General features: G+C 32.2%; 16 protein-coding genes. 1 reads left to right on the top strand and 15 read right to left on the bottom strand.

All coding sequences use genetic code 11. The features are described from left to right. Nucleotides 1-10: 10 nt before the first annotated feature. The 14 genes from DP68_RS05645 to DP68_RS05575 form a co-directional block, all read right to left on the bottom strand. Entirely contained in the window at nt 11-1,312 is a 1,302-nt protein-coding gene (locus tag DP68_RS05645; protein WP_035307285.1) for an acetyl-CoA hydrolase/transferase C-terminal domain-containing protein, read from the bottom strand. Next, nucleotides 1,290-1,601, bottom strand: a complete 312-nt coding sequence (locus DP68_RS05640) for a hypothetical protein (protein ID WP_052085662.1) — start codon at nt 1,599-1,601, stop codon at nt 1,290-1,292. The genes DP68_RS05645 and DP68_RS05640 overlap by 23 nt, the downstream gene beginning before the upstream one ends. A 5-nt stretch (nt 1,602-1,606) precedes the next feature. Next, nucleotides 1,607-1,879, bottom strand: coding sequence for a NifU family protein (locus tag DP68_RS05635; protein ID WP_291547535.1), 273 nt, complete (start codon nt 1,877-1,879; stop codon nt 1,607-1,609). A gap of 28 nt (nt 1,880-1,907) precedes the next feature. After that, complete coding sequence (locus tag DP68_RS05630) at nt 1,908-3,362, bottom strand: 4-hydroxyphenylacetate 3-hydroxylase family protein (protein ID WP_035307280.1); 1,455 nt, start codon at nt 3,360-3,362, stop codon at nt 1,908-1,910. Between the two features lie 317 nt (nt 3,363-3,679). Further along, nucleotides 3,680-5,056 carry a sigma 54-interacting transcriptional regulator gene (locus tag DP68_RS05625; protein ID WP_291547532.1) on the bottom strand — a complete coding sequence of 459 codons (1,377 nt, stop codon included), beginning with the start codon at nt 5,054-5,056 and terminating at the stop codon, nt 3,680-3,682. A 293-nt stretch (nt 5,057-5,349) separates the two neighbouring features. Continuing rightward, a complete protein-coding gene (locus tag DP68_RS05620) occupies nt 5,350-6,654 on the bottom strand; it encodes an acyl-CoA reductase (RefSeq protein ID WP_035307276.1) in 1,305 nt (434 codons plus the stop codon). Continuing rightward, a complete protein-coding gene (locus DP68_RS05615) occupies nt 6,647-7,762 on the bottom strand; it encodes an acyl-protein synthetase (RefSeq protein WP_035307273.1) in 1,116 nt (371 codons plus the stop codon). The genes DP68_RS05620 and DP68_RS05615 overlap by 8 nt, the downstream gene beginning before the upstream one ends. A 34-nt stretch (nt 7,763-7,796) precedes the next feature. Next, entirely contained in the window at nt 7,797-9,269 is a 1,473-nt protein-coding gene (locus DP68_RS05610) for an AMP-binding protein (protein ID WP_035307270.1), read from the bottom strand. Next, nucleotides 9,266-9,508 carry an acyl carrier protein gene (locus DP68_RS05605; RefSeq protein WP_035307267.1) on the bottom strand — a complete coding sequence of 81 codons (243 nt, stop codon included), beginning with the start codon at nt 9,506-9,508 and terminating at the stop codon, nt 9,266-9,268. Before DP68_RS05605 ends, DP68_RS05610 begins: the two co-directional genes overlap by 4 nt. Nucleotides 9,509-10,186: 678 nt before the next feature. After that, complete coding sequence (locus DP68_RS05595) at nt 10,187-11,158, bottom strand: acyl-CoA dehydratase activase (RefSeq protein ID WP_035307261.1); 972 nt, start codon at nt 11,156-11,158, stop codon at nt 10,187-10,189. Then, the gene (locus DP68_RS05590) at nt 11,139-12,239 is read right to left on the bottom strand and encodes an acyl-CoA dehydratase activase-related protein (RefSeq protein WP_035307258.1); all 1,101 of its coding nucleotides are present in this window, start codon (nt 12,237-12,239) and stop codon (nt 11,139-11,141) included. Before DP68_RS05590 ends, DP68_RS05595 begins: the two co-directional genes overlap by 20 nt. Next, nucleotides 12,236-13,138, bottom strand: coding sequence for an acyl-CoA dehydratase activase-related protein (locus tag DP68_RS05585; protein ID WP_035307256.1), 903 nt, complete (start codon nt 13,136-13,138; stop codon nt 12,236-12,238). The genes DP68_RS05590 and DP68_RS05585 overlap by 4 nt, the downstream gene beginning before the upstream one ends. Nucleotides 13,139-13,265: 127 nt before the next feature. Beyond that, nucleotides 13,266-14,591, bottom strand: a complete 1,326-nt coding sequence (locus DP68_RS05580) for an NCS2 family permease (RefSeq protein ID WP_035307254.1) — start codon at nt 14,589-14,591, stop codon at nt 13,266-13,268. Nucleotides 14,592-14,827: 236 nt separating this feature from the next. Further along, nucleotides 14,828-15,994 (bottom strand): serine/threonine-protein kinase, encoded by a 1,167-nt coding sequence (locus DP68_RS05575; RefSeq protein ID WP_052085661.1) that lies wholly within the window; start codon nt 15,992-15,994, stop codon nt 14,828-14,830. Nucleotides 15,995-16,179: 185 nt separating this feature from the next. On the opposite strand from DP68_RS05575, the gene DP68_RS05570 reads away from it, so the two are divergent. Beyond that, nucleotides 16,180-16,908, top strand: a complete 729-nt coding sequence (locus DP68_RS05570) for an MBL fold metallo-hydrolase (protein ID WP_035307252.1) — start codon at nt 16,180-16,182, stop codon at nt 16,906-16,908. Between the two features lie 65 nt (nt 16,909-16,973). Here the strand turns inward: DP68_RS05570 and DP68_RS05565 are convergent, their stop codons facing one another. Next, nucleotides 16,974-18,026: a DNA polymerase IV gene (locus DP68_RS05565; RefSeq protein ID WP_035307250.1), complete on the bottom strand. Its 1,053-nt coding sequence runs from the start codon at nt 18,024-18,026 to the stop codon at nt 16,974-16,976. Nucleotides 18,027-18,032: the final 6 nt, after the last annotated feature.

Genomic DNA, 18,032 nt, shown 5'->3' with positions numbered 1-18,032 from the left:
CTTTTAAATATTAAAACTTGACTTTAAATCTTTTCTCAAATTCCTCAATTAAACTTGGTCTAAAGTTTGGATGTGCAATGTTTATAAGTGCCCTTGCCCTATCCTTTAAAGTCTTTCCTTTTAGCTGCGCTATGCCGTATTCAGTAACTACATAGTCTACATCATTTCTTGACGTAGTTACAGCAGCTCCTTCATCTAATAAAGGCACTATCTTAGAAACCTTTCCTTTAGCTGCAGTTGATGGCATAGCCATTATTGATTTACCATTTTTACACATGTTAGCCCCTCTTACAAAATCAACCTGACCTCCAACTCCACTTATTTGCGTAAGTCCTACACTTTCTGAAGCAACTTGACCCATGAAATCTACCTGTACACATGAGTTTATGGATACCATCTTATTATTTTGCATAATGACACATGGATCGTTCACATAGTCTACAGAGTACATTTCAACCATTGGATTGTTGTTTACAAAGTCATATAGCCTCTTTGTTCCCATAAGAAAAGTTACAACAATTTTCCCCGGGTGAATGGTTTTTTGTTTGTTAGTTATGACCCCTGCCTCTACTAGTTCTACTACTCCATCGGATATCATTTCTGAATGTATTCCAAGATCCTTTTTATCCTTTAAAAATAGTAGTACTGCATCAGGAATAGCTCCAATGCCTAGCTGAAGTGTTGATCCGTCTTCTATAAGTGCTGCACAGTTTTCTCCTATTGCCTTTTCTACATCACTTATCTTAGGAGGCTTTAGTTCAATTACAGGATGGGAAACTTCAACCATATAATCTATTTCTGAAACATGTATGAAGGAATCTCCCATAGTTCTTGGCATTTGATCATTTACTTCAGCAATTATAGTTTTGGCAGATTCTGCAGCAGGCTTTGTGTAATCATTGGAAACTCCAAAGCTGCAATATCCATGTTCATCTGGTGTACTTACTTGAATTAAAGCTACATCTACAGGCAAATACCCTTGTTTAAACATCTTAGGTACTTCTGAAAAGAAACATGGTGTGAAGTCTCCCCTTCCTGATGATACTGCATCCCTAGTAGTTCCCCCTACAAATATGGAATTGTGTTTAAAATATTTTTCCACGCCGGGCTGAGCATATTCAGCTTTACCCATGGCTACCATGTGTACAATCTCAACATTTTCATAACTTTCTTTGTTTGCGACCATTTCATCTATTAGTATTGATGGCTCTCCTACTGCATGTCCAGTTACTAATCTATCCCCTGATTTGATTTTACTTACTGCTTCCTTTGCAGAAACAAGCTTACTATTATAAACTTCCTTCCAGCTCACACATACCACTCCCCTTAAAGAATGTTTCATAGATATCTTCTATATCATTTTGAATACCTATATAATCCTTCTCACTTTTCATAAATAGCTTTTTGTATTTAGCTTTTAAATTTTCATGATTGGCACAGCAACTTGTGCATCCACATAAAACTAACACTATATCGTAAATAATATTTTCTTTCCCCAGCTCTATGTTGAATTTAGGATATCTATCTTTTAATTTTGAAACTATACTTCCTCTATCATACCTTGGATTACATCCTCCACAGTACTTTATCCCTATATTCAATTTAGTCACCTATTCAAAATCTTTCTTGCCATTTGGAGTAATTCTTCACTAACTCCTTGTTCAACAATCACCTGCTTTATTTCAGGTAGTTCTTCTTTAAGACTTGCTTCTATTACATCTTCTACAGTATATTTTGCAGAAGGGCATCCACTACATTGTCCAAGTAGCCTTATACTTACCACTCCATTTTCCACACTTAAAAGTTTTACATCTCCTGAGTGACCCTGCATATAAGGTCGTATCTTTTCTTCGATTAATTTTTCTACTCTTTCAAACATAATATCAACCCTTCCTTAATCTCAGTTTTTAGTCTTTTATTCTAGCAATAGCCTTTGCTAAAGCCTTTTTATGAGCTAAGTTGCTTTGTCTTGCTATCATTATTCTTTGAGCCTGTGGTGAACCTGCACCATGCATGGATTCAGTTCTATATCCTACAGCTGCAGTTCCAAGTGTTAAATTTTCTATAAGTCTTAATATTCTCATTCTATTTTCTAGTGGTACTGATGACACACCCTTTAAGTATTTTTCTATATAGTGTCCTACTTCTGGACTTCTATAATCTTTTTCTGAAGGCATAGTAACCATTAGTCCACCAGCAATATCTTCTGCAAGTCTTGCTATTTCATATGGGAATCTAGTTACATTTTGTTTACATACATTAGCAAGTAATAGGTCTATTATATAGTTTCCTGACTCAGTTTTACTTCCCTCTGCAGAACAAGCTATTCCACAAGCATATAATGTTTCATTTAAATGAGTCATTTCTATTAATTTATCTTTTACATGAGATGCCTTATGAGCTCCATTATAATCTGCAGCAAGAGCAGTTGCTCCTATAAGTACATCACCAACACCAACTTTACATCCACCATAACTTTGTCTGTGGTATCCTGCAAATCTTTCAACAAGCATTCCTGCAAATTCAGTTTCTCCATTTAAAAATATTCTGTCGTTTGGCACAAATACATTATCAAATATAGTTAAAGCTTCCACTCCACCATATACTTTATTTCCTACATCTATGTCTGCTCCCTCTTCTGATTTTCTTGAGTCGCAAGATTGTCTTCCTATTATCATTGTTATACCTTCTGAATCTGTAGGAACTGCAAATGCTATAGCATAATCTTTGTCTTCTGGTCTCATTGCTATAGTTGGCATAACTAAAACTTCGTGGGAATTACATATTCCTGTCTGGTGAGCCTTTGCTCCTCTAACTACCACTCCATCTGGTCTTCTTTCAACTACTCTTAAATATAAATCAGGATCTGCCTGTTTACTTGGTGCTAATCCTCTATCCCCTTTAGGGTCTGTCATAGCTCCATCCACTGTCAAATCATTTTTTTGTGAATATTCAAGAAATTTCTTAAAGTTTTCATGATAATTTGTTCCATATTCTTTGTCTATTTCAAAGGTTGTACTATATGTTGCATTAAAGGCATCCATCCCAACACATCTTTGGAAACAAGCTGCTGTCTTTTGTCCACAAAGTCTCTGCATTTTAACTTTCTTAACTAGATCATCGGTACTGTGATGTATATGGGAAAATCTGTTTATTTTTTCCCCTGTCATATGTGATGTAGTTGTCATTAAATCCTCATATTCAGGTAACTGAGCTAAGTCATATGTTGCTCTTACTGAGTTTAATGATGGACGAAGCACAGGATTATCTACTGGATTTTCCACCTTTTCTCCAAACATATAAACATTTAAATTAAGCTTTCTTAAACTTTCTACATACTGTTCCCCTGTCATTAGCGACATCTTTAACCATCCCTTTCATAAATAAAATAATTTAAGTTCTGCTTTTACGCATTACTAAATTAAAAAATTAAATCTTTACACTTTATATATAAAGCAAGTAACATGCCAAAGTTTAATTAATAAATTATATATAGTAAATAATAATTAAAAATCATTTAAAACAGATAGTTTTATACTTACTTTATATAGAATATCAATTTCCAAAGAAAAAAGAATCGTTGCAAATTTACAACAATTCTCTCCCCCTTCATTAATATTTACTAAAAACGGTTTCATAACGCGCTATTTATTGACTTTTTGCAAAAATGCAACATGTTTTATTCTTGCAACACATACTTTTCTCCATACTTTTTACGCTTTCTTACTAAGGTTGATGCATCTATTCCTAAGGATTTTGCTGCATCTCTCACATTACCATACCTTTCAAAAGCATTATTTATAAATTTAAGTTCTACCTTTTCTATTACTTCTTTAAGACTTACATCTTCCTTACAACTTTTTAATTCTCCATCTAAAACTCCAAGTTTATTTTGTATAGGAAGCTCACTTTCAAGTATTTTGTCAGAGCTACTCATTATGACTACTCTCTCCACTACATTTTTAAGCTCACGTACATTTCCAGGCCAGTTATATTCTTTAAAACAATCCATAGCACATTTAGTAAAACTTTTATTAAATTCATATTTTTTATTTAAGATTCCAAGAAAATGTTCAATAAGAGGGTCGATATCACCTTTTCTATCTCTTAGAGGTGGAATAACTATAGGTACTACATTCAATCTATAGTATAAATCCTGTCTAAATATTTTTTTAGCTACCATATCCTCAAGGTTTCTATTTGTAGCTGCTATTACTCTTACATCTATTTTTATAGGTTTTACTGAGCCAATTCTTTCAACTTCTCTTTCTTGGAGAACTCTCAAAAGCTTTACTTGCATGTCTAAAGGAAGTTCTCCTATTTCATCTAAAAATATAGTTCCTCCATCTGATATCTCAAAAAGTCCCATTTTCCCTTCTTTGTTGGCTCCTGTAAAAGCACCCTTTTCATATCCAAAGAGTTCACTTTCAATCAAATTAGCAGGTATTGCTCCACAATTAATCTTTATAAATTGATTCTTATTTCTTTTACTATTCTTATGTATATATTTTGCTACCTCTTCCTTACCCGATCCTGTCTCTCCTAAAAGCAACACAGTAGTATCTACATTAGCTACTCTTTTTGCCATTCTCAGTGTATTTAACATATTCTTATCTTCTGCTATAATATCTGTAGAATTTAAAAGCTGGCTTCTCATTGCTTCTATTTCTGAATGATACTTTTTAGATAATTCTCTATGCTTGGCCAATTGTTCATTAAGTTCATATAATTGAGTTACATCACGAACATTAGTAACTACCATGGTGATTTGGCCACTCTCATTAAATATAGGGCTTCCTGAAACTAAAGCCCTTTTCCCAGTTTTAAAAGATTGGTTAATAGTTATGGACTTTTTAGTTTTTAGAACCTCCAAGGTTGCAGAGTTTGATATAACACCAGCTCTAACAAGTTCCCTCATATTTTTGCCCAGCATATCTTCTCTCTTTAGCCCCGTAATATTTTCATAAGCCTTATTTACCTTTATAGTATTTGCATCTGCATCAGTAATATATATGCCATCATATGAAGATTCAATTACTGCATCTAAGTCTATCACAGGCCTGCCCCCCAAATTTAATTTTTTATATAAATACTTCGCACTTTGATTGTTATCACTTGTTAATTTTATCGCTTCTCCCCAATTCCATTTTAAGTAATATTATACATTTAATTTAAGTTTTCTTCAATGTAAAATAAAAATGCAAAGCATTTTTCAATAGCCAATAAATAGTCCCCAGTAAAATGTATATTTGACTTACAAAACATTTATAACTGGTTACTACTATAGTGGTTACTAAAATTCTTTGCAGATCTTTAAAGTTAAATTTTTAGAAAAATTAATTTAAATGATTATAAGTCCTCACTAAGACTCAATGAACACCATCTTAAAAGTTCATGCATTACTATCATCCCATCCCATGGGTAATCATATATGTTCATACTTCCTAATGCTATAACTCTATCAGCCCCTCTTCGGGTAATCTCCTCTGTAAAACTTAATGCTTTACTTTTATCATTAAACGCAATACCTACAGTTTGAACTTTAGGAGTTATTAAATCTTTTATTTCAAATACATCGGGCACTTCCTTTAAAAATACGGTTCTATATCCTATGGGTTCTTCTAGGTTTATACTATTATTCACAAGTATTGTGTAATTAAAACATTTAGAGTTATAAAGCATTTTATCTAAACTTAATCCATATTCCGCTCTTTTGTTTATTATTTTAGCTGCTGCCCCCTGATCAATATGCTTTAATGGATATTTTCTAGATACCTTATCGAATACCTTTGCAAATCTATTGCCAACTTCATCTAAAGATACACTTCCCTTTTCTATAAAAACAACATGGGGCGATGAGCAAGCCTTTTGATTAAATGTAATTATATCTATTGCAAGCTTTTCAAGATATTTTTCAAGCTCAATACTTTCTACAGCTTCCCTATCCATTACCGCAAAGGAATACTTAGGCCCAAATATTATATCCTTACAAGTTGTCTTTTGAGTAAGCTTTTTCACCGAATTTAATGCTTCTTCTCCACCCCAAAAAACGCGTCCATCAGCAATAGAGGACATTTCATTATTCAAACTAAAATTATTACTTTTAAAATATACAAGCGAAATGGCCTTTAATAAATCTTCTCCTCTATAATAAATTTCGTTTAAGTTTACTTCAACTTCTTTTAACGGCTTTAAAAGCCTTAAAGTGATACTTATAAGCTCTTTAGGAACTCTAATTAAATTAGAATTTCTACAAAGCAAAGATTGTATTAAGGAGTATATACCTAAAGTTCCTACATTTCCTGCAATCCAATGGCATATGAGCCCCTTTCTTTGAGCTTTTATATACTTTCCATTCCCAACATCTACAAAGCCATTTAAATAATTCTTATTTCCTGTACTTAAATCAACCATTTTATCTATACTATTTTTCTTTAAATAAAATGTTAAAAAAGCCGTTCCCTCTTCCCTTAACAACTCTTTATCTCTGGAGATTTTTTTGCTGTACTCATCTATTAAACTTATTATTGCCTCTATAGGAAAATCCTTTATATTCTCTTGCCCAAAATCAAGTTTATTTTTAATATCATCAAAGTCTGTAAAACACATAGGGCTTTCATAAAATTCTCCACTTAAAGAATAGCATTCAATCATTTCCTACCTTCCTTTCAGCAAAAGTATCCCCACAACCTCTTACTTCGGACTTCTCTACTCTAGATAAAAACTTAAAATACTTTCCTTTCCTTCCACACTTGCAATCATCTACCCCCATAAATATCCCTATATCCTCTGTGAGTATTGCCTGAGCAGGATAACTTGTGGAAAGAGTACTCATTACTTCAATAAATCCTGTTTCCCCAATTTCAACCTCATATAGGGTATTTAAATCTCTTATTATTATCTCAGCAAAATCCGGTACATGCTTATTCCCACATTCACAGTCTATAAATATTACTCCGAGCTGTTCTACCATTCCATAAAAATCAAGTACACTAGTACACTCAATATTCAATATATGACTGCAGGTTTTAGAAAACTCCTCCTTAGACACCTTTCCTTCGGTGAGCTTTTTCCATCCACCGCTATGCAAAAGCGTTGCCTTCGGGAAATTAAAAGTCATATTATTTTCTTTTAACTTACTTATAAATTCACTCCAAACTATAAAAGTAAACCCATATATAATTACTTCTTCATCTCCATAAAGTCTTTCAAATTCCCTTATTCTATCTAAATTTATGCTTAATGCATCTCCATTCTTGTCCATTGCATATACTATCTTACTTGCAAAATTACTTATTCCTCTTACCGCTGCCCCTCTTGCAGTTAAATTGGAGCCATTCTTATTTATATCTTCACTATCTATTATTAGTACCGGTCTTCTCTTTTCCCCTAGAAAGTTTCTTAAGGTAGCGATAAGCGCCTGAGTTTGTCTTATTGAGGTTTGCTTATCTATATATATCTTACTTGGTACCCCTGTAGTTGTAGCGCTTGATTCTAGTACCCTTACTATGTTTTTTTCATCACAACTGAATAACTTAAATTGTTTAAACATATTTACGGGTACAAAAGGTATGTCCTGTAGCCTATTAAAATAATTTGTATCAAATCCTGCTTTATCATACATGCATTTTAAGTTTGGGTTTTTTCTGTTGCTTTCCAATTGTTCTTTAAATATATTTATTAAAACTTGTTCCTTTTTACGCTGTTCATAATTGAACTGTTTATTAAATATGAGCGTTTGGATCAAGTCGTTGCTTTCCATTTTAGTCACCACCTCTGCAATAATCATTCTGGATTTATTTCAACTGATTAAGAAGAATCTTTCCAGAAGAGTTTTTAGGAAGGGCTGAAACAAACTCAATATATTTAGGCACCTTATATCTTGGCAGCTTATCCTTACAGTACGCTTGTATATCTGCAAGTGTTATATTACTTTCCTTGCAGACTACTACTGCTTTCACAGCCTCTCCTAAGGTATCATCGTCCACTCCTATAACAGCACATTCTAATACTTCTTCAATTTCTAAAATTATATCTTCTATTTCCTTAGGACTTATTCTATTCCCCCCACTTTTTATTATATTTTTTTCTCTAGCTATAATATATATATATCCGTCTTCATCTACAGTTCCTAAATCTCCGGTATAAAGATAACCGTTTTTCAATACTTTATTCGTTTCTTCCTTATCATTGAAGTATCCCTTCATTATATTTTCCCCTCTAGCAACTATATGTCCTATTTCTCCTGGCTTGACTTCTTGATTATATTCATTTATTACTTTAAGCTGTGTGCCAGGTATCCCTTTCCCTATAGATCCTAGCTTATGATCTAAAAGATCCGGCGGAAGATATGAAAGCCTTGCTGTAGCTTCAGTTTGTCCATACATTATATAAATGTCTACTCCTTTTAATATATCCATAATATCTTTTATAAATATATTAGGAAGCCTTCCTCCAGCTTGAGTAACATATCTTAAAGAAGGGAACTCGCTTTGTTTTATATTAGTCATTTTTAAAAGTATTTGAAAAGTACTTGGCACCCCTGCAAATCCTGTACATTTATACTTATTTATATCCTCTATAACCGTTTGAGGAAACATAAATTTATTATTTATAACTAAACTTCCACAAACCCTAAAGTGAGTATGAAGGAGAGATGTTCCATAACAATAGTAAAATGGGAGTACAACTTCTACTCTGTCTTCACTAGTAAGTTTTAAATATTGTATTATTGAATCGGTATTATAAATTAAGTTATTATGAGACAGCATAACTCCCTTAGGCCTTGCAGTTGAACCTGAAGTAAAAAGAATTACCGCAATATCTTCTTCATCTATATTAGGCTGATCTTCCTCACTTAAATCATTTTTTATAGTTCTTTCATAAAAAATGTATTCAATATCTTTTTCTGTATATACATTTATTAAATTTTTATTAATTTCCTCGATCTTATTTAAAAGCTTATGCTGTATAAAGATATCCGTTATAGAAAGTTCATTTATTATATATTTTATATCCTCCAAAGATATAGAAGGATTTATAGGTATGCATATTCGTCCACTTTTTATAATCGAAAAATAGCAGGTTATAAAAAATGTTGAGTTTTCCGATATCAAGAGTACAGGTTCATTATTCTCGCTGCTTTTTAACATGCAAGCTATTTGTAAAACCCTTAAATATATACTTTTATAGCTTATTTCATCATTATCAATTACTGCTACATCTTCGCTATCTTTGGAGTACTGGAACACATAGTCAGTAAAGGTCATATCTCAACACCGTACTTTTTAACTATTTTTTTTATATCTCTTATAGTGTACATTCTAGATGCATCTAAAACATCTATAGATAATCCAAACTTTTCTTCAAGCCCAGTTACAAGTTCAACCTGAGCTAATGAATCCCATGATTCAATTTCATCCGGACTTAAGTCATCACTTAACTCTGATTTATCCTTAATATTAAATACATCGCATATTAAATTATTTAACTTATCTAAATTTGTCATAATAAATTCCCCCTAAAATAAATAATAGTCTTACTGATTAGTCAAAGCAAATTTTATACCAATTGGTGTTATTCATGCTAAACCTTAAGCAACTATTACCATTCACTATAATTTATAGCTAGTTATTATTAGAAACCCTATATTTATAAGGGGAAATTAAAAAGAATTTGTTGCATTACCGCAACAAATTCTTTTACATAAGCTGTATACTTACTACTAATACGAATATATATAATACATCTGTTGCAATATTACATCACAATGCAATATTGCAACAGATGTATTTATAGGAGTATTATCCCTAAATTTTTTAATACAAGTTTTTTGATAAAAAACGCTTCCTCTAAGTCTATAGTTATATCTTCTATCCTCGTATCAAATATTTTCTTACTCAAAAATACTTCTATATTAAAAATATTAAATACTTCATACTTATCTACATTTAAATTATTATTTTTTAAATACACATAGGGTTCATAGTACCGCCTGGTACCACTACAAGTTCCTCATCCTGGATTAGTTTCGTTAGGTATTAAGTCTATAACTAAAGAGTGAATCTTCCTTTTATCTAGATATTTCAATACTTTTTCTGTTATATCTATACTCAAAGTAATCACCTCCCATAAATTATATGTGATTACTTCTTTACATAGCATTTATCATACCAAATTATAACCCTTAGCTTGAAACGGTAACTTGAGAATTAACGCTGCTCCACTTTCCACACCTATCTCCTAAATTGCCTATAATTACGCCATCACTTTTTATGCTTATTATTTCACATCCATTGGGACACCCCGTACATTCAAAGCTTTCTGAGCTAAATGCACTTTCAGAAACATTAAATCCTTTAAAATTAGTATACCCCTGAGCCTTTACTCTTTCTTTACTTAAAATTGCAGCTCCTATAGCTCCCATAAGCCCATAATGCTTTGGCACATATACATTGGTACCTAAGGTTTCTTCAAAAACTTTTTTCATGCCTTCATTTGCTGCAACTCCACCTTGAAAAAATATCTTATCCTTGATATCTTTTCCCTTGCCTACGTTATTTAAATAATTTCTAACTAGCGCTTCACAAAGCCCTCTTATTATATCTTCCTGTTTGTGTCCCACTTGCTGCTTATGTATCATATCAGATTCTGCAAACACCGCGCATCTTCCAGCGATACGCACAGAATTTTTAGATTCAAGAGCCATTACTCCAAAATTTTCTATAGGCACTCCGAGCCTCTCTGCCTGCCTATCTAAAAAGGAACCTGTACCCGCTGCACACACCGTATTCATTGCAAAATCTGTTACTATTCCGTCCTTAAGTATTATTATCTTAGAATCCTGACCACCTATCTCAATTATAGTTTTTACCTGTGGATCAATCTCCAACGCTGCTACAGCATGGGCTGTTATTTCATTTTTTACTGAATCCGCTCCTACTAAAAATCCAGAAATCTTTCTTCCGCTTCCTGTAGTTCCTACGGACCTTATATCTTCATCCCTGTATTTTTCTCTAAGTTTTCTAAATCCATCTTGAATAACCTGTATAGGTCTTCCTTTAGTTCTTAAATATAATCCATCAACTACATTACTTTCTTCATCTATTAAAACTATATCAGTACTCACTGATCCTACATCAATTCCCATATAATACATTATTACCTCTTCTCCTTTCTAACAAATCAGCAAAAGCTTCTATCCTTGTATCAAATCCTGCCTGCCCAGTCATTTCATCTACTACCAAAGTCATAATAGGAAAGTTTTTATCACTAGCTATTGTTGGTAAAATTGACTTTGATACAATTTCCGGCATACACCCCATGGGCAGTATTTGAACAGCTCCGTCGAACCCATTTTTATGTGCAAGTACTGCCTCTCCAACACACTCTCTACTATGCCCACCGATATACAAAGGAAGATATTTTTTAGAAGCTCTTCTTATGTTTATGGAATTTAATTTAAATGGAGATAGTACAGTATTTTTAACCCACCAACTTGGAGTTAAGCTTTTTTGAGTAGATATCCCCATATCCATAAGTTTATCTTCAATGTACTGGTTTGAAAACGGCTCTAATATAGTATATATTTCTCCTATTATAGCTATCTTAATTGGCTTTCTATGTTTATCTAGCTTCACATTGTCTAGCTTTTCTTTATACTCCATAAGTACCTTAATCATTTCTTTAGATCCTAAAGCACTTAAGGCTTTTTTCTTACATTCTCTTAATAGCCTTTTACACTCCCCCCTACTTACCTCATACCCTGAAAGAAGCCTTGCTTTTCTCTCTAGTCCATCTATTAGACTTATAATTTTATATCCTTTTAAAACTGCTACTATTTTTTGGTTTCTTGATTTTTTTGAATACTTTCCTATCTCTGCTATCCTGCTTAAAAGTTCATCTTTTCCTATACCTCCTGGCGCATCTATCACTATAAATTTAACGTTATACCCTAGCTTTCTTAATATATTCATTTGTAATTCGCAGTATTCTCCATATCTACAGGGCCCACAGCTTCCAGGCAAAATTATAGTATCTGCTCCATTTTCAATACTTTGTATGTAAGCCCCCATCATTATTTTAAATGGGAAGCACATTTCTTCTGGAGAAATCTTCACACCCATTTCAAGACAAGTTTTATTGCTTACAGGCGGTAAAATATATTCTATCCCTATGTCATCAAATATAGCTTTTACAGCAAAGTATGTATTCCCAAGTTGGGGAAAAGTTACCTTCATATCACCTCTGCCTCCTTTCTTTTCAGCATATCTGTAAATGCTTCTAGCCTTGTAACAAATCCAGCCTCCCCAGTCTGCTCATCTATCTTAAGCTCCAGGAAAGGGAAACCTTCTATTCTATGTTTTATAAGATCAACTACTACAGAGTCTATGCCACAGGCAAAAGATGAGGCGTATATTATTCCATCGGCTAGCTTATTTTCAGCCATATATGCTCCAAAACCATAAGAATTTCTTGCAAAGGTCCAAAATGGTTTTTTAAATAACTTTTCTACCTCTTTATTTATATAAGAAGTCCCTATATGTTCTTCTGTGATAACTCCTATTCCTAACTTATTTAGCTTTTCTACTAAATTCATATTAATATAGCTATCATACAAATTATATGGATGCCCTATTAATGCCACCTTTATTTTAAATTCCTTATCATTTAATCCACCTATGTATCCATTTTGTTTCTTCAATGCTGCATTAAAGGCCTTATTAATAGCTACTATATTCTTAGTAAATTTAACGCCTACCTTAAAAGCCCATTTTTTTAAACTTTTTAAACTATCCGCATATATAGGCTCTGAAATTATCGTTGGCATATTTGGGATACTATTTTGAACCATTTCTACAAGTCCACAAAATTTAGGACATATATATTCATTTTCATAAAGCTTCATTATTCTAGGTATGAATATAAAATCGCACTTATCTCTAAGATAAGCACAATGACCATGGAATATCTTCATTGGTACACAAGCTTCATCTACACAATATCTAACTCCCTCATTTAATATATCTTTATTTGTATTAGGAGATAGTACTATTTCCAAGCTAAGCTCTTCAAAAAAAGTTATATAAAAATTATGATATCTATAAAATAAAAGACCCTTAGGAATACCAACCTTCAAATTTAACACCACCTTGCTTAATAAACTCAGTTTTCTATTAAATTCTTGACAAGTTTTTATTTTTTATACAAAAAAGAAAAGCCTCATACGAGACTTTTCACTTTTCTAGCACCTAGTACCTATATTCCTAAATTAAGAACTTTAATACAAACAGTGCTGCTATTATATATGTTGTTATTGTTATATCCTTTTGTTTTCCTGTTAATAACTTTAATAGCACATAAGATACTATTCCAAATACTATACCATCGGAAATACTGTAGCTTAAAGGCATTATAATTATTGTTAAGAAAGCTGGGATAGCTTCACTAAAATCTTCTAAATTTATTTCCTTTATAGGTGATAACATAAATAATCCGACTAATATTAATGATGGCGCTGTAGCTGCTGCTGGTATCATTAAAAATAATGGTGATAAAAATAATGCTATTATAAACATTCCCGCTGTAGATACTGCTGTAAGTCCTGTTCTTCCACCTGCTGCAACTCCTGATGCACTTTCAACGAAAGTTGCTACAGTACTTGTACCAAAGCATGCGCCTAATGTAGTTCCAATAGCATCTGATAAAAGAGCCTCTTTTGCTCTTGGAACATTTCCCTTCTCATCTAGCATTCCTGCTTTAGTTGATACTCCAACAAGAGTTCCCACTGTATCAAACATATCCATAAACAGTAACGTAAATAATGCTATAGCCATATCTGCTGTAAATATATGATTCCATTCAAATTTCATAAATACAGGGCTTAGACTTGGAGGAGCACTTATTATTCCTGTAGGAAGCTTAGTTATTCCCATAGGTAATCCTATAAGTGTAGTAATTATAATTCCTAAAAGTAATGCTCCACTTATGTTTCTTGCTAGAAGCACTCCTGTTACTATAACTCCTATTATTGCAAGTAGCCCTGCTCCAGAAGTTATGTTACCAAGCGCAAGTATTGTTCCTCCATCCTTTGGGTGAAGTACTATACCTGCATTTTCAAGCCCTATAAACGCTATAAAAAGTCCAATACCAACTGAAATTGACTTCTTTATATTTGTAGGTATTGAGTTTATTATAGCCTCTCTTATGTTAAATGCTGTTAATGCTATAAATATAATTCCTTCTAAAAATGCTGCAGTTAATGCAAACTGCCAAGTATGTCCCATTCCTATAACTATAGTATACGCAAAGAATGCATTAAGTCCCATTCCTGGTGCCTGAGCAAATGGAAGCTTTGCATAAATTCCCATAATAAGCGTTGACACTATGGTAGCTAATGCTGTTGCTGTAAATACTCCTCCAAAATCCATACCCGCATCCTTTAGTATGTTTGGATTTACTATCAATATATATGCCATTGTCATAAAAGTCGTAATACCTGCAAGAATTTCAGTTTTTATATTAGTTTTATTTTCAGATAACCCAAAGTATGAATCTAAAAAGCTACCTTTTAATTCTTTTGAATTTCCCATCAAATTGCCCCTCTTTCATCATAATTTTATGTAGTAAATTGTATAATCCCATCGAAAACATGTAGTTTTTTGAAACCACAATTTTATATATTACTAGATACCGAACTATAAGTCAACATTTTTTTACGAACGTTTTTGTTTATTAACTTTATTATTATTTGCCATAAAATGATAAATGCAAAAGTACTTTTGTTTATACTTTTGCATTCAAATATATAAAATAATTCTTAACTTTTTTACTTTTTTAATTTGCCCTTAGCCTTTACCTTATTTTTATCCTTTTTATCCTCATCTTTTTTATCATCGTCGTTATATTCTTTATTGTTTTCTACATCTGTATTTATATTATTCTTTTCATCAGTATTGCTTTCCATAGCAGGGACGTCACTTTCTTCTAAGTCTACTATTTCTAGATTTTCATTTATATTATTAACATTACCTGCATTTGCCTTCCTGTTAGCTTTGGTTTCCTGATAACTATATACCAAGCTATACGTTCCTATAATAATTAAGGTAATAATTAAAAAGAATACTAGTAAGGCTTTACGTAAAGATCTCTTTTTAGTATATCTTGAAACAGATTCCTTATCTAAGAATAATCTAGTTCTTAAAATTGTAGCTTCTGTTTCTGAGACCTTATGGACTTCTTTGCTCATTTCTTTAATAGAACTATATCTTTCTTCAACCTTAATTTTCATTGCCTTTTTTATTATTTCTCTTATGTCTACATTTACATTTTTATCATAGTTTTCATCATATAATGGCTCTAACGCCGTAGATGGTGCTTTTCCAGTAAGCATAAAATAAATTACAGCCCCTAGAGCATAAATATCTGTTTGTATAGATGATTGTCCAGTACCATAAAATTGTTCTGGGGCTGCATATCCCCTTGATCCAATATATACTGTATCACTTTCTTGACCTGGCTTATATACTCTTGAAATTCCAAAATCTATTAAAACTACCCCACCTTCTGGAGTTATCATTATATTAGAAGGCTTTAAATCTCTATGTATAATAGGAGGGTCAAAGCTATGCAAGTATTCTACTATTTCACCCATTTCTGATGCAATCCTACATATCTCCTCAGTAGTTAAATTACCTTTTCTTTTAACACATTCCTTTAAGTTCTCACCCTCTATATAATCTTCTACCATATACAAATTATCATTTTCATAAAATATATCTATAATCCTCGGAATACCTGGATGTTTTAGCTTCTTAAGTATATTAGGTTCCGCTAAAAAATTCACATTACTTTTTACTTCCTTTGGGACTTCCTTTATCGCCCATAAAGTATCCAAGTTTATATTCTTGCACAAATATACGCTTCCCATTCCACCTTGTCCAATAATCCCAATAACTTCGTATTTTCTATCAAGAACACTTCCTTGTTCAAGCAAAAAAAACCCCCCTCTTCCATTCAAAAATACTCCCATAAATCTATACGGAATTTTTTTGTAATTTGAGGGGGTAATTTAACAATAAAATTTATTATCATCCCAAAATTCAGCTTATTTTTCATCTTTTATAATTAGATAAATATTGTTAAAATGTATATGCATGCTTTTCACAGAGGAGTGTTCATATGAATAAAGCAAAAATACATTATTTATATCATGATGGATTTGCAGTAGAAACTCAAAACTTCTTTTTAATATTTGATTATTACTACAATTGCCCTCAAAATTTAGACCCAACATTGGAAAATGGGATTATAGATATTCCTTCACTTAAGAGCAAAAAAAATATATACGTATTTGTGTCTCATGCTCATCATGATCATTTTAATGATGTGATTTTTAGCTGGAGTGACATAAACCCAAACATTAAATATATTATGAGCTGTGATGTTCCTTTACGGGATTATAAAAAGAATTATCATTTTATATTTGCTAACAAAGAACTTATCTTTCAAGGAATTAAAATAAAAACTTTTGATTCTACAGATATCGGAGTATCCTTTTTTATAGAAGTTGATGGATTAACCATTTTTCATGCTGGAGATTTAAATTGGTGGCATTGGAAACATACCTGTATAGAAAATCAAGAGACTATGGAACTAAGCTTTAAAAAGGAAATATGGAAAATAGCTGAAAAAAAAATAAATGTAGCCTTTTTCCCTACGGATCCAAGGCTAGAAGAATTTTTTCATATAGGAGGGGAGTATTTTATAAGTAAAGTACATCCAGATTTATTTATACCAATGCACTTTTGGGACGATTATTCTATGCCACAGAAGTTTTATCATAAAGTTAAAAGTGGTAAAACAAACATAGCTAAGATTTCAAAAAGAGGAGAAATTATTGAGTTTTAGTAACTAGTAATCAGTTCCAAAGGTTTTTAGCAGCAAAACTAAACTTACTGAAACTTGAATACTGGTTACTGGTTACTAAAGAAGGACATCTGCCTTATACTGTTATCACTAAGTGAAGATACCGTAAGACCAATGAGCCTAATACTATCTTCAAATACTATTGCATCTAATATCTCACAAGAGACTTTAAATATATCTTCGTCACCATCAATATAATTTAGCAGCGTTTTGCTCCTTGTGTGATTTTCAAAGGATGAGGTCTTAATTTTTACTGTTATAGTTTTTCCTAACAATCCTTTGTTTTTCAGATAACAAGAGACCTCATTTGAAAACTCCCTTAAATATCTCTTCATTTCATCCTTATTTTTAATATCATTTTTAAGAGTAGTTTCACGTCCTACAGATTTCCTTTCTCTAGTGATTTCAACTTCTCTCCTATCTATTCCACGTATTCTTTCATAAATTTCTACGCCAAACTTACCGAAGTATTCAAAGAAAAAATCCTGTGGTAATTTATAAAGGTCTTCTACAGTATAAATTCCTATGTTATTTAACTTCTCTCTAGACTTTTTACCTATTCCATGAATCTTAGAAATAGGTAACTGAAGTAAAATACCCGGAATCATACCCTTTGTAATTATCATTATTCCATTTGGCTTATTCCAATCCGAACCGAGTTTTGCCAAAAACTTGTTATAGGAAATTCCCATAGATATAGTTAGCCCTATTTCCTTCTTCACTCTAGATTTTATATAATCTACCGCATCCATGGTGTTTATGTTCAAATCCGATATGTCTAAATAAGCTTCATCAATAGATACCGGTTCCACTTTAGGGGTAAGCTCATAAAGTATATCAAACACCTTATTAGAAATTTCCTTATATCTTTCATGTCTAGTAGGAAGATATATACCCATTGGGCACTTTTTTCTCGCCATAAATATTGGCATAGCAGAATGAACTCCATACTTTCTTGCTTCGTAAGAACAAGTTGCAACCACTCCTCTTTCTCCAATCCCCCCTACTATTATAGGTTTTCCCTTGAGCTTTGGATTATCTAATTCTTCAACTGATGCAAAAAACGCATCCATATCTACATGCATTATAACTTTATCCATATATTC

The organism is Clostridium sp. HMP27 (assembly GCF_000765165.1).
Classification (GTDB): domain Bacteria; phylum Bacillota; class Clostridia; order Clostridiales; family Clostridiaceae; genus Clostridium_AK.
This window is presented reverse-complemented; position numbering and strand designations above follow the sequence as displayed.